This is a genomic window from Streptomyces sp. DH41 (genome assembly GCF_029813785.1).
Lineage (GTDB): Bacteria > Actinomycetota > Actinomycetes > Streptomycetales > Streptomycetaceae > Streptomyces.
This window is the reverse complement of the sequence record NZ_JARVKY010000014.1, coordinates 1-14274: the sequence shown is the minus strand read 5'-3', so window position 1 is coordinate 14274 and position 14274 is coordinate 1. Positions and strand designations below refer to the sequence as shown.

The following is a 14274-nucleotide window of genomic DNA, read 5'->3' as shown; positions in this document are numbered from 1 at the left end:
CGAACATGCGACACCGGTTGCATCGGCACAAGGCTGGGGGGAGCCCAAGAGCGCATGGCCTTCGGGCGGTTGTACGTCCCAGATCGCCAATGCCCCAACGCGCCAGGTTCAGCCGCTCGGGTGAACACTTGGAAGGTGTTCGGCCGGGACGAACGGGGAAAGCCCGGACCGCGCCGGGAGAGGGCCGAACGCGTCGCCGGACCGACCGGTCCAACAGAGGATCCGGGCGCCGCGCACAGAGACAGGCCACAGCCCCTGAAGATCGTCAAGCAGAACGACCAGACGCGCCCGGTCCGGTCAGGAGATGGCACGGGACGATTCCACACGGACCGAACGGACTGAACGGACCAAACGGACCGAACGGGCTGAACGGGCCGGGCGAGGCCGCCTCGTGGGGCGACCTCAGGTCCGGTCGCACAGCCACCGGTGGACGGCGAGCGCGGTGGTACGGGCGTGCTCCTCCAGCATGGTGAAGTGGTCCCCGGGCACGGTGACTTCCGCATGAGGCAGGCGCCAGTGCGGGGCGGGCTCGGCGCCGGGCAGCGGGTCACGCGCCCGTACGTACAGGGTGGGGCAGGCGAGCGGCGCGGGTTTCCAGGCACCGAAGAGCTCGAAGTACCCCGCCATGGCGGTGAGCCGGTCGAGGTCGGCCGAGGCGGACTCCGCCGCCCGGCGCAGCATGTCCGACGTCATCGCCGACAGCGCCCGGTCCCGGTCGCCGTGACCGGGGGGATACGTGTCCAGCAGGACGACGGCCACCGGCGCGGCGCCCTCGGACTCCAGCCGTTCGGCGACGGCATGGGCCACCCAGCCACCGGCCGACCGGCCCAGCAGCACCAGCGGACCCTCGGCCGCGGCCGCGCGGACGGCGGCGGTCTGGGCGGTGACGAGCGCGTCCAGGGCGCCGGGCAACGCCTCCCCGGGGCCGAAGCCCGGATGCCGCACCGCGGAAATCGGCCGAAGTCCTCGCAGTCCGGCGCCGAGTCGCGCGTATTCCTGAGGCCCCGAGAGCGCGCTGAGCGCAGGGAAGCAGAGGAGACGGGGTCCCGCGCCGCCCACCGCGAGCGGGACCGGTTCGAGCGTCGCGCCGAGGGCCCCGGCCCGGCCGAACACCGGGCGCAGGCGTGCGGCGACGGTGAGGAGAGCCATGCCGTTCCAGGTCTCCCCCCGGGCGCACGCGGCACGGAAGAGCGCGCTCAGGGAATCGGAAGCACTCCCGGTGTCAGCCACGCCCCCGGCCCGTACCTCGGATCCCGGCCGGGCGGCCGGAGCCGTGACCGGATCGCCGTCCGGGACGCGCCGCGCCGGCCGACCGGGTGAGGGGTCCGCCGCGGCGAGCCGTGCCGGGTCGCCGGACACCGAGCCCGCGAAGGCGCCGGGGACGTCGCTGGTCACCAAGCGGCTGATCACCGGGCCGCCGGCCACGGGGTCGTCGGTGTCCGGGCTGCCGCCGGTCACGGGGTCGTGGGCCGCGCTACCGGGGCGAGGTGCCTCGGCGGCATGGCGCCGGGTCAGCTCGGCGGCGATCGAGGCCGGAGTGGGGAAGTCGAACACCAGCGTGGACGGCAGGTCCAGCCCCGTCGATGCCGTGAGCGCGTTGCGCAGATCGACCGCGGCGAGGGAGTCCAGCCCCAGGTCCGCCAGCAGCGCGTCCTCGTCGATCGCGCTCGCGCCTTCCGGATGGCCGAGCACCCGGGCCGCCAGGGCCCGGACCCGCGCGAGCAGCAGCCCGCCCCGCTCGCCAGGGGGAGCGGCCGCGAGCGCCCGACGGAGCCGGTCTTCGTTCTCCCCGCCGGCGACAGGCGTCCGCAGCGGGTCCGCCGCCGGGCCGCCGCCGTCCGTGGCGGCCCGGTCCATGCGGGCCGCCACCACCACGGGGTCGTCACCGGCCACGGCGGCGTCGAAGAGGGCCAGGCCCTCTTCCGGCGCGAGCGGGCCGAACCCGGAGCGGGCCATCCGCCGCCGGTCCGCGTCGCCGAGGTGTGCTGTCATGCCGTCGGTCTGCCGCCACGGGCCCCAGACGATCGACGTACCGGGCAGTCCGAGCCGTACGCGGTGCCGGGCCAGGGCGTCGAGTACGCAGTTGGCCGCCGCGTAGTTGGCCTGCCCGGCCGAGCCGAAGGTACCGGCCACCGAGGAGAACAGCGCGAACATGGCCAGGTCCTGCCCCCGGGTCAGGTCGTGCAGCGCGAGCGCGGCGTCGGCCTTGGGCCGCAGGACCCGCTCCAGGCGGTCGGTGGTGAGCGCCGCGACGACACCGTCGTCCAGCACGCCCGCGGTGTGCACCACACCGGTCAGCGGGTGGGCCGCAGGCACCGTGTCGAGCAGAGCGGCGAGCGCCCTCCGGTCCGCCACGTCGCACGCGTGCACGGTCACCCGGGCTCCCGCCTCACCCAGCTCCCGGACGAGATCCCGTGCGCCCGGGGCGTTCGGCCCGCGTCGGCCGGCGAGCAGCAGATGCCGGACGCCGTGCGCGGCGACCAGGTGCCGTGCCACCAGCATGCCCAGGGAGCCGGTGCCGCCGGTGACCAGGACGGTGCCTTCCGGGTCGAGCGACCGTCGGGTTCCCGGCTCCGGCTCTCCGGTGGCCAAGGGCGTCGGCTTCGGTTCGTACACCGTTCCCCGGCGTACGGCCGCCTCCGGTACCGGTGCGGTCGCGAGGGCGGGCACGGCTTCCCAGGAGTCCGGGTGTTCGTCCACGTCGATCAGGGCGAAGCGGCCCGGATTCTCCCGCACGGCCGAGCGGACCAGTCCCCAGACCGGGGTGTGCGGCGGCACGGACGCCGTCGCGCCGGGACCTCCGGCGGCGCCGCGACCGGTGCCCTCGGCACTCGCATCGCCGTCGGTGGGTCCGACGGCACCGGACGTCACCAGGACGAGACGGGAGCCGGACAGACGCGGTTCGGCGAGCCACCGCTGTACGAGGTCCAGCGCCCAGCCCGCCGTCCACAACAGCCCGGCAGCCGGTTCCCGCCCGTCGCCGGACGTGCCGGGCGGCGACGGGCACGGCGCCACGACCACCCCGTGCGACGCGTCGCACGCCGCCGGGCCGGAGTGGACCGGGACGCCGGAACCCGGTGGTGCCAGGGAGTCCGCCATCCGGGTACCCGCCGTCGCCAGCACCGCCCACCGGACCGCCGTCGCGGGTGCGGGCGGCTCGGCGAGCGGCACCCAGTCGGTCCGGTGAAGGGCACCGGAGCGTGCGTCCAGCACCGGTGATCCGGTCCGTGGCAGCGGCCGGAGCGCCAGCGAACGCACCGACACCACCGGTGCGCCCGTCTCGTCGGTCAGCTCCACCGCGGCCCGCCCGTCCGCCCCGGGCGTCACGCGTACCCGCACCCGCTCCACACGGGTGGTACGCACGCGCACTCCGCCGAAGGCGAACGGCAGGGACAACCGTGCGCCCGCCGGGCCCGCCGTCCCGGACAGGTCCGTGACGAGACCGTCCAGGGCTACGGCGTGCAGCGCCGCGTCGAGCAGCGCGGGGTGCAGGAGAAACCGTGGGCCGTCCGTCTCCGGGTGCGCGACCCGGGCCGCGTCGGGCAGCACGACATCGGCGTACAGCTCCTCTCCGTGCCGCCAGGCCGCGCGCATGCCCTGGAAGGCGAGACCGTAGCGCAACCCCGCGGCGGCGAGCCGCTCGTACGGTCCGCTCCCCGGACCGTCGGCGTGCGCGTGCAGCGGCAGCGCAGCCTCCGGGGGCCAGGGCGCGTACGGCCGTGGGCCGCCGGGGGACTCGGTAGAGGCGTCCGGGCCCGAGAGCGGCTGCCGCGGCGCGAGCGTGCCGACGGCGTGCCGGAGCCAGGGCCGGTCACCCACCGGCGTGTACGGCCGCGAGTGGAACAGCACCTGCCGTCGTCCCGCGTCGTCCGGTCCCGCCACCTTCACCTGCAACTCGACGGCATCCTCCCGGGGCAGCGCCAGCGGCGCGGTGAGGACGAGTTCGTCCACGACGGCCGCGCCCACCGCCTCGCCGGCGTGGAGGGCCATCTCGACGAAGGCGGTCGCCGGCAGCAGTACCTCCCCCGCCACCACGTGGTCGGCGAGCCACGGCTGTTCGCGCACCGAGAGCAGTCCGGTCAGCAGCATCCCGTCGTCGTCGGCCGTCCGGGTGGCCGACCGCAGGAACGGATGGGCCGGCCCGGCCGGTGAGGACACCGGCGGACGCTCCGGAGCCGGCTCCTGCTCCAGCCAGTACCGGCGGCGCTGGAAGGCGTACGTGGGCAGGGCGACGCGACCGCCGCCGCGTCCGGCGAAGACCGCTCGCCAGTCGACGGGCACGCCGCGCGCGTGCAGCGCGGCGAGCGTGTCGAGCAACGCCTTTGCCTCCGGCCGATTCCCGCGCAGCGTCGGCAGGACCTGCGGTGCCGGTCCCCGCCCGCTGCCGGGCGCCGGGTCAGCGTCCCGCGGCGTCCCGCCCTCTCCGGACGCGGCGAGGCAGTCCCGTACCAGGCCGGTGAGCACCCCGTCCGGTCCCAGTTCGACGTAGTGCGCCGCGCCCCGTTCCGCCAGGTGCGTCACCGACTCGGCGAAGCGGACCGGGCGGCGGACGTGTTCCACCCAGAACTCCGGTGTGCTCAGCTCCTCGTCGGTGGCCTCCCGGCCGGGCACGGCGCTGACCAGCGGCAGCCGGGGCGCGGCGAAGGACAGACGCCCGACCGCGTCCGCGAAGTCGGCGAGCACGGGCTCCACCAGGGCCGAGTGGAAGGCGTGGCCGACCCGCAGCGGCCTCGCCGCACGACCCCGCTCGCGGAAGTGCGCGACGATTTCGCGGACCGCGCTCTCGTCGCCGGAGACGACCACCGCGGAGGGCCCGTTGACCGCGGCGATCTCCGCGGCGCATCCGCTCGCGGCGAGATGGGCGGACACCTCGTCCGGGCCGGCCCCCACGGCGGCCATCGCGCCGCCCGGAGGCAGCGCGTCCATCAGCCGGCCCCGGGCGGCCACCAGCGTGCAGGCGTCCGCGAGCGAAAGGACTCCCGCGACGTGTGCCGCCGTCACCTCGCCGACCGAGTGCCCGGCCACCAGGTCGGGACGTACGCCCCAGGCCTCGAACTGACGGAACAGGGCCGTCTCCAGGGCGAAGAGAGCGGGCTGCGTGTACCGGGTCGTGTGCAGGAGTGAGGCGGCCCGCTCGTCCGTCCGCCCACGTGGCTCGGTGAACACCACCTCCCGCAGGGGCACCGGCAGCAGCGGGTCGAGAAGCGCACAGCACTCGTCGAACGAGCGGGCGAACGCCGGATGCAGATCCCGCGACGCGTACAGTTCCCGGCCCATCCCCGCGCGCTGACTGCCCTGGCCGGTGAACAGCAGGGCCAGCGGCCCACGCCGACGGGAGACGCCCGTGTGCACTCCGGGCCGGTGGCCGTCGCCCGCCGCCTCGGCCCCGGTGCCGCCCCCCGCCACGGCTCGCAGGGAGCCGAGCAGTTCGGCGCGGTCCCGGGCCACCACCACGGCACGGTGCTCGAACGCCGTGCGCGTCGTGGCGAGGGAGTACGCGACGTCCAAGGGGTCCGCCTCGGGGGCGGCGGCCACGTGGTCGTGCAACCGCCGTGCCTGGGCCCGCAGCCCCGGCACGCTCCTGGCCGACACCGGAAAGGCCACCGCGGCCGGCTCGGCGCGTACCGCGTCCCCAGGCGACGGGGTGAGCCCGGCGCCGCCGGTCCCGGGCGCGGCACCACCGCCGCTGGCCCCGGCCCGGCCGTCACCCACGGCGTACCGCGGTGCGGCCTCCCCGTTCCGCGGTGCCTCTTCGAGCAGTACATGGGCGTTGGTGCCACTGATGCCGAAGGAGGACACTCCCGCCCGGCGCGGACGGTCCGCCGCGGGCCACTCCTCGGCCCGGTTCAGCAGCGTGATCCCTTCTGTCGACCAGTCGACCCGGGGCGTCGGCTCGTCGGCGTGCAACGTGCGCGGCAGCACACTGTGCCTCATCGCCTGCACCATTTTGATCACACCGGCCACCCCGGCGGCGGCCTGGGAGTGACCGATGTTCGACTTCACCGAGCCCAGCCGGAGCGGACGCCGTCGCCCCTGCCGCCCGTACGTGGCGAAGAAGGCCTCCGCCTCGATGACGTCGCCCAGCCGGGTGCCGGTGCCGTGCGCCTCCACCGCGTCGACGTCGTCGAAAGTCAGCCCGGCGTCGGCGAGCGCCTGCCGGATCACCCGCTGCTGCGCCGGTCCGTGGGGTGCGGTCAGCCCGTTGCTGGCCCCGTCCTGGTTCACCGCCGAGCCTCGTACCACGGCCAGTACCGGAAGGCCGGCCCGGCGCGCCTCCGACAGCCGGCCCAGAAGCAGCATTCCGGCGCCCTCGGCCCACGCCGTGCCGTCGGCCGAAGCGCCGAACGCCTTGCAGCGGCCGTCCGGAGCCAGCGCCCGCTGCCGGCTGAACTCGACGAACGACGACGGCCCCGACATCACCGTGGCACCGCCGGCCAACGCGAAGGCGCACTCACGCCGGCGCAGCGCCTGAGCCGCCAGGTGCAGGGCCACCAGGGACGAGGAGCACGCCGTGTCCACGGTGAGGGCCGGGCCCTCGAGACCGAACGTGTATGCGATACGCCCCGAGGCGACACTCCCGGCGTTGCCGAGGCCGAGGTAACCCTCGACGTGCTCGGGCGTGTTCGTCAAGCGCCGGGCGTAGTCGCTGTACATCAGCCCGACGTACACCCCGGTCGCCGAGCCGCGCAGGGCGGCGGGGAGCAGCCCCGCGTGCTCGAAGGCCTCCCACGCCACTTCCAGCAGCAGCCGGTGCTGCGGGTCCATGGCGGGCGCCTCGCGGGGCGAGATGCCGAAGAAGGCGGGGTCGAAGCGGTCCACACCCGTCAGGAAGCCGCCCTCGCGCACATACGTCCGTCCGGGGCGTCCCGGCTCCGGGTCGTACAGCGTGCCGGTGTCCCAGCCCCGGTCGGCGGGGAACGGGCCGATGGCGTCCCTCCCGTCGGCCACCAGCCGCCACAGCTCCTCGGGTGACGTCACGTCCCCGGGGTAACGGCACGCCATCCCCACGATCACCACGGGGTCGTCATCCGTGTGCGCCACGCTCCGGCGCGCGCTCCCGGCACCGGCCGGCGCGGCGGCGTGCCGCGCCCCGAGGTGGGCGGCGAGCGTGGCGGCCGTGGGGAAGTCGAAGGCCACAGCCTCGGAGAGCGGCACGCCCGTCGCCGCCGACAACCGCTCCCGCAGGACCGTCGCCGCTAGGGAGTCCATGCCGAGGTCCCGCAGGGCCGTGCCCGGCTCCACCGCCTGGGCCGTACAGCCCAGCACCGCCGCGGCCTCCTCGCGCACCAGGGTCAGCAGGTCCTGTGCCGGTTCCCCGGCGGTCTCCGCACCCAGCGCCCGCGCGGGCCGGCTCCCGAGTTCCCGCCGGCGGATCTTCCCGGAGACGGTACGGGGGATGTCCGCCACCTCGTACAGCTCGGCGGGGATCTTGAAGCCGGACAGCTCCGCACGGCACGCGGCGAGGACGCGCCCCCGGTCCAGCGCACCGCCGCCCGGCTCGGGGACCAGGTAGCCGACCGGCACCTCGCCGAAAACGGGGTGCGGACGGCCCGCCACGGCGGCGTCCGCCACCCCCGGCAGCCGTCGCAGCACCGCCTCCACCTCCGAGGGATGGATGTTCACCCCGCCCCGGACGATCAGGTCACCCACCCGTCCGATCAGCGCGAGTTCGCCCGCGTCGTCGATCCTGGCCAGGTCGCCCGTGCGTAACCAGCCGTCGCGAAGGACCTCGGCGGTCGCTTCCGGCCTGCCGTGGTAGCCGGCCATCACCCCCGGCCCGCCGACCCACAGTTCACCCTCTCCCGTGTCCCGTCCGTCGGCGCCCCCGCCGACCCGGACCCGGGTTCCGGGCAGCACGCGGCCGCACGTCCCCGGAGCCGTCGCCTCGCCCGGCGCCGCCATGGTGACCGGGCCGGCCTCCGTGCTGCCGTAGTGCTCCAGGTAGGGCACACGGCAGACGGCCTCGAAGACCTCGCGGAACCCGGGCCCCGCCGCGGCGCCGCCACTGACGCACCCCCGCAGCGCGGGCGCGCCGAGCCCGCCGCGGCTCTCCCGGCCGTCCTCGCGGCCGAGTGCCTTGTGGCTCACGCTGTCGTCCTGGCCGCCGCCGTCGCCGTCGACCCCGTTGTCGTGCTGGCCGTGGAGCTTGCCGTTGCCGCCGTTTTCGCTGTCGTCCTCGTCACCGAGTCTGCTGCCGCCTTCGCCCCGGACCGCGTCGAGCAGGGCCGCGTACGTCGTCGGGACTCCGCCGAGCAAGGTGAACACGGCGTCCTGACGGCGCAGTTCGCCGAGGACTCCCGCCACCGAAAACCGGGGCAGCAGCACCGCGCTCGCCCCCACCGCGGTCACCCCCAGGACGCACACCACCTGGCTCATCGCGTGGTGCAGGGGCAACGGCCACAGCACCCGGTCCCGTTCGGACAGGCCCAGGACGCCGACGAGGCCGGCCGCGACCGGCGTCAGCCGGTTGCGCTGGGTGGACAGCACCCCCTTGGGCGAGCCGGAGGATCCGGAGGTGTACAGCAGCCAGGCCACCTCGTCCAGTGCGAGGTCGTCCCGGGCCGGTGTCCGTGGTTCGGCGCCGGCCAGCCCCTCGTACCGCAGCACGCCATCCCCGCGCGAGGCCCGCCGGTCCTCGTTGCCACCGGTCCCGGTCCCGGTCCCGGTCCCGGTCCCGGCCGCGGTCTCGGCGCCCTCGGCCACCACCACGGTCAACCCGGGGCGGGACGCAGGCGACCGCCGCCGTGCCAGGCACGCGTCATCGGTGATGAGCACCCGCGCCCCGCTGTCGTCCAGCAGACGTGTCAGCTCCGCCTCGGAGCTCTCGGGGTCCAGCGGGACGCCCACGCCGCTCGCCCTGGTGACGGCGAACAGGCTCTCGACCGCCTCGACACGGTTGCCGAGCAGGATCGCCACCCGGTCGCCACGGGCCAGGCCGAGTCCGGTCAGGTGACCGGCCAGCCGGGCGGTCCGGCGTTCCAGTTCCCGGTAGGTCACGCGCCTGAGCGGGTCCTGGAAGCAGACCTTGTCCCCGAGGCGCCGGGCATGGCCCTTCAGCAGCTCCGGCAGTGACGTGACGATGTCGGCGTGCGAACCCACTGGTTTCCCCTCTGTCGACCCATGACCGAGGACGCCGGCACGACCCACCGAGTTGCCCGGCACAAGGGTGAACCACCGGGTTCGCGGCCCACATCTCAGAGCCTTCTGATTCCGTGCCGCTAACCTCCGGCCGTGTTGCGCGATCCCTTGGTCGTCGCCCTCGCTCCCGCCCCCCGTGCCACTGCCGGTTCCGTGAAGGAGTGCCATGACCGAACAGTTTCCCGGCGCAGTCCTCGACCTCCTCGACGCGGCAGACGGCCGCACGGTCTTCGAGCACGACGGCCGGGAGGTGAGCGGACGGCAACTGCTCGGAATGACGCGGCGGGTGGCGACCGCTCTGCGGCGGCGCGGCCTCGGACCCGGGCACGCCGTCGCCCTGCTGCTCGGCGTCGGCCCCGAGGCGTTCGCCGCCGTCGTCGCCGCGCACGCGGTCGGAGCCCGCGTGGTCGGGGTACGGCCCGGCTTGACCGCCCGCCAGCGTGAAGCCCTCCTCCGCGAGGTCGAGTTCACGATCACCGACCGACCGGACGGACCGGGCGGGCCGGACCACTCGCCGAGCGGCGTCGTCCTGGCGCTCGGCGAACTCCTCTCAGCGGCGGACGACGGCCTTCGGCCCCGCGTCTCGGCACGGCCGCAGGATGTCGCCCGGCTCATTCACACCAGCGGCAGCACCGGCCTGCCCAAGGCGTGCGCCCAGACGTACGCCGCGATGACCGCCGCCTGGGCCCTGCGGCCCGACGACTGGCCGCCCGCGATCCGCGAACTCGCCGGCCGGCTGGACAGGTTCCTGGTCTTCGGCACCCTGGCCAGCCAGGTGATGCTCGAGTACGGCCTGCTCACCCTGGCCGCCGGCGGCGTCCTGGTCGCCCCCGACCGGCCGGACCTCCCCGACGCCCTCGTGCGCCACCGGGCGACCGCGAGCGTCATCACGGTGGCCCGGCTGAACCGACTTATGACGAGCGTACGTTCCTCGCCCGTCGACCTCGGCGCCCTGCGCGCGCTGATGGTCTCCGGCTCGCCGCTGGAGCCGGGCCGGGCGCGTGAGGCCGCGCGGGTGCTCGGCCCGGTCCTCTTCCACGGGTACGGGCAGACCGAGACCGGCATGATCTCCATGGCCACGCCCGCCGACCCGCCCGGCTCACTCGGCGTGCCGCCCGTCGACCTGGAAGTCCGGGGTCCGTCCGGCCGCCCCGTCCCGGCCGGCACCGAGGGGGAGATCTACGTCCGTACGCCGTCGCAGGGCACCGGGTACTGGGGACGACCCGACCTCAGCGGTGAGGTCTTCGTGGACGGCTGGGTCCGTACCCGCGACCTCGGCAGCCTCGACGTCCAGGGCCGGCTGTGGCTGTCGGGACGGACCCGGGACGTGGTCATCGTCGACGCCAACGTGTACTACACGGGTCCCATAGAGCGGCTGCTCGCCCGGCACCCGGCGGTGGCCGAGGCGTACGTCGTCGCCGTGCCCGACGAGGGCACGGGTGAGGCCGTGCACGCCTTCGTCGTCCCCGCGGCCGGGCGCGCACCCGCCCTGGACGACCTTCGCCTGCTGGTGACGGCGCACCTGGGCGAGGCGTGCGCGCCGACACGCCTCACCCTGATCGGTGAGGTACCGCTCACCGAGGCCGGGAAGCCGGACAAGCGGCGGCTGACGCCGGGTACCTGAACGGGACGGGCGGACGGGCCGGCCCCGCCGCCGCGGGACCGGCCCGTCTCTCACCTCCTGACCTCCAGGCACCTCCAGGCACCCCCTGCACCTCCCGGCACCAGGTGTCACCGACCGTCACCGACCGCCGGTCGCGACGGCCTCGCGTGGACGACCGGCGCGCACCCGGTCCCGCCGGTCCAGCAGGGCCAGCAGGGGCGTGGCCATGACGGTCGTCGTGATGGCGACCACCACCAGGGCGCTGAACATCGCCTGTGTCACGATGCCCGCCGCGAGACCCAGGTTGAGCGCGACCAACTGCATCAGCCCGCGCGCGTTCATCAGCGCCCCGACCCGCAGGGCGACCGGGCCGGACTCCCCGGCGGCCCGCGCCGCGAGCCAGCAGGCGCCGAACTTGCCGACGACCGCGACCGCCACGCACGCCGCGGTGAAGAGCAGGACCGGCCCGGACCCCAGCAGGGTGAAGTCGGTGTTGAGCCCCGAGTAGGTGAAGAACAGCGGCACGAAGACCAGACCGACCGGCTTCAGCGTCTCGACCGCGTGGTCCAGCCGCTGCGAACGCGGGAAGACGACACCGAGACTGAACGCGCCGAAGACCGCGTACAGTCCGATCACGTCGGTGTACCAGGCGACCACGAACAGCACACCCACGAGGGCGAGCAGGAGCTGGTCCGGGCCGGTGCGTTCGGCGAGCAGCGCCGTACGGTCGCGCAGTCGCATGACCACGGCCATCATCGCGATCAGGGCGCAGCCGCCGGCGACGGCCACGGTGACCTTCCCGGCGCTGCCGCCCGCGATGCCGAAGACCCCGGCGAGCAGCACCCACGCCGCGGCGTCGTCGACGGCTCCGGCACCGAGGGACAGGGCGCCGAACCGGGTCTTCGCCAGATTGCGCTCGGCGATGATCCGGGCCAGCATCGGGAACGCCGTCACCGCCAGCGCGACCCCGACGAACAGGCCGGACACCGCCAGGGACACGTCCGGGGCGAGGACCCCGGTGCGTTCACCGACGGCGGCGATGAGCAGCACACCGAGCAGCATCGGCACCACCAGCCCCGCCACCGACACCAGCCCGGCCGGCCGGGCGACGCCCTTCAGCCGGTCCACGCGGAAGTCCCAGCCGACGTGGAACATGAACGCCACGAGCCCGATCTGCCCCGCCACGTAGAGCACCGGCCGCAGTTCGGTGGGGAAGAGCGCCGACTCGACGCCGGGCAGCAGGGCGCCCAGGACCGACGGGCCCAGGACCACCCCGGCGATCATCTCCCCGACGACCGGTGGCTGCCCGACGGTCTGCAGCAGCCTGCTGACGACCCGGCAGACGACGAGGATCACAACGACCGCGAGGAAGAACGCGGGCCCCAGTTCGGTGGTGGTCATCCGTTGCTCTCCTTGTGGTGGGCGACCGGGCAGCTTCCGGTACGCGGTTCCTCGAAGTACCTGGCCGCCGGCCGCAGTCGGCGGGCGTGCAGCACCATGAGCGTGCCGAGCAGCAGTTGCCGCACCCCCCGGGTCACGTCCTCGACCCCGTCGCGCAGCCGGACGAACCGGCGCATCGCCGCCAGCCGGCGCCGGCCCGGGGACAGGCCGCGGGGGATCAGCAGACAGGGCGCGCGGTGCGGGTTGGAGCGGGTGTGCGAAGCCGTCGAGTCCAGCCGGAACCGGTGCAGCACCTCGCGCACGGCGACGCGCAGGACGATCGGGGACACCCGCCACGCGGGGCAGGGACGGTTCGCCGCCACCCCGAACGGGATGTACCGGTCCCGCCCGGCCGCCGGGTCCGACCAGCGGTCGGGGTCGAAGGCGTCGGACCGTTCGTGACCGGTGGCCTGGTAGTCCGGATAGCTGAAGCACACGACGGACCCGGCCGGCAGCACCGTCGTGTCGTCGAGGGGTATCTCGCCCGTGGTGATGCGGTGGGCGATGCCGAACAGGGGGTACAGGCGCAGCGTCTCGTCGATCACGTGCGAGAGGTACCGCTCGTCGTCCGGGTCCGCCGACAGGCGTGCCTGCACCCGTGGGTGGCGGGCCAGCGCGAGCAGGACGTGGGCACTGGCCTCGGACAACTGGACGACCGCGGTGTTGAAGAAGGTCCCCTGCAGGTAGTGCGCCTGCTCCGCCGGCGACAGGGAGGCCGGCAGCCGGTGCGGTACGTCCCCGGCCGCGACGCGCTCGCGCAGGTACGCCGTCAGCCGGTCCCGGCGCCGCGGGTGCCGCAGCCCGGTGCACTTGAGGGCGGTGATCACGTCGTCGGCGTGCGCGGTGATCAGGTCCCGGGCGTGCGGCGGGCACGGCCGGCGGAAGACCAGTTCGTAGGCGAAGGCGGCCCAGGCGGGCATCATCAGGTCCCGTAGGCGCACCAGGCTGACGCGGGTGCCGGGCAGCGCGTCCAGAGCCTCCGCGACGGCCCGCCCGGCCGTCTCCGCGAGCCCGGCCGAGGCGCCAGCGAGGATGCGCCGGGTCGTCGCGGCGACCTCGTCGTAGCGCTCGCCGGGCTCCAGGTGCTCCTGGTGCACCTCCGGCCCGGGCGCGAGCCAGTACCAGAACAGGTCGGACAGGCCCGCGCCCGCACTCCGGCCGTTCGCGGCGGGATGGGCGTACACCCGCTCGAACACCTCCGGGCCGTGGACGGAGTTGGGCAGGGTCACCACCCGGTCGCCGTTGACCTTCTCGAAGACGCGCACGCGCAACGCCACCACCGCGCGCGGCAGCCACCACGAGGCGGGCCGTTCCGTGCCGCTCACCACCTCGCGTCCCCGCGGACGACCATGTCGGCGCTCAGATCGGTGTTGCGGCGCCCGCCGCACAGGGCGAGCGTGTGGTCGTACTCCGCGAGCAGCGTCCGCAGCACCTCGCGGACGCCTGCCTCGCCCGCGGCCGCCAGCCCCCACAGCACGGGGCGTCCCACGCCGACGGCCGCCGCACCCAGCGCGAGGGCGACGGCGACGTCGTCGGCCCGGCGTATCCCGCCGTCCAGGAGGACAGGCACCGCACCGGCGACCGCGTCGGTGACCGCGGGCAGACAGTCGACGGCAGCGGCGGCGGCGTCGCACTGGCGGCCCCCGTGATTGGACACGATCACCCCGGCCGCGCCGTGTCCGACGGCCAGACGCGCGTCCGCCGGATGGAGCACTCCCTTGATCCACACGGGCAGCGAGGTCATGCCCACCGTCTCGGCGAAGTCCCGCCAGGAGGCCGCCGGGTGCAGTGGGATGTCGGTGAGCGCGCCCGGCGCGGCGCCGGGCAAATCGCGCATGTTCTCCGCGGCACAGCCGGGCGGCAGATCCGTGAACCCGTTGCGCAGGTCGCGGGTGCGCCGGCCGAGGAGCGGCGAGTCGGCGGTGACGACCAGGGCCGAGCAGCCGGCCTCCTCGGCCCGCCGTACCAACGCCTCGGTGACCTCCCGGCGCGGGTGCGGGTAGAGCAGGAACCACACGGCCGGGTCCGGGGCCGTCTCGCGGGCCGCCGCGACGACGGCGGACACCGCCGTCGTCGCGGCGACACCCGTCACC

The 14274-nt window shown here is 75.0% G+C and carries 5 protein-coding genes; 1 reads left to right on the top strand and 4 read right to left on the bottom strand.

The window, feature by feature from the left end; genetic code table 11:
• Positions 1-402: 402 nt before the first annotated feature.
• Positions 403-9099, bottom strand: a complete 8697-nt coding sequence (locus QC283_RS22325) for a type I polyketide synthase (RefSeq protein ID WP_279563399.1) — start codon at positions 9097-9099, stop codon at positions 403-405.
• 205 nt (positions 9100-9304) lie between these two features.
• Here QC283_RS22325 and QC283_RS22320 point away from each other — a divergent pair, with 205 nt between their 5' ends.
• A complete protein-coding gene (locus QC283_RS22320) occupies positions 9305-10762 on the top strand; it encodes a class I adenylate-forming enzyme family protein (RefSeq protein WP_279563398.1) in 1458 nt (485 codons plus the stop codon).
• A 117-nt stretch (positions 10763-10879) separates the two neighbouring features.
• Here QC283_RS22320 and QC283_RS22315 read toward each other — a convergent pair whose 3' ends face one another.
• The 3 genes from QC283_RS22315 to QC283_RS22305 all read right to left on the bottom strand — a co-directional run.
• Positions 10880-12142 carry a cation:proton antiporter gene (locus tag QC283_RS22315; protein ID WP_279563397.1) on the bottom strand — a complete coding sequence of 421 codons (1263 nt, stop codon included), beginning with the start codon at positions 12140-12142 and terminating at the stop codon, positions 10880-10882.
• Entirely contained in the window at positions 12139-13509 is a 1371-nt protein-coding gene (locus QC283_RS22310) for a cytochrome P450 (RefSeq protein WP_279563396.1), read from the bottom strand. Before QC283_RS22310 ends, QC283_RS22315 begins: the two co-directional genes overlap by 4 nt.
• Positions 13503-14274 (bottom strand): alpha-hydroxy acid oxidase (locus tag QC283_RS22305; RefSeq protein ID WP_279563395.1); only part of this gene is annotated, 772 nt, incomplete at its 5' end. The genes QC283_RS22305 and QC283_RS22310, both read right to left, overlap by 7 nt.

Bases quoted from the DNA above. Each gene is read 5' to 3' on its own strand.
- QC283_RS22315 (WP_279563397.1), bottom strand. From the start codon at position 12,142: ATGACCACCACCGAACTGGGGCCCGCGTTCTTCCTCGCGGTCGTTGTG.
- QC283_RS22320 (WP_279563398.1), top strand. From the start codon at position 9,305: ATGACCGAACAGTTTCCCGGCGCAGTCCTCGACCTCCTCGACGCGGCA.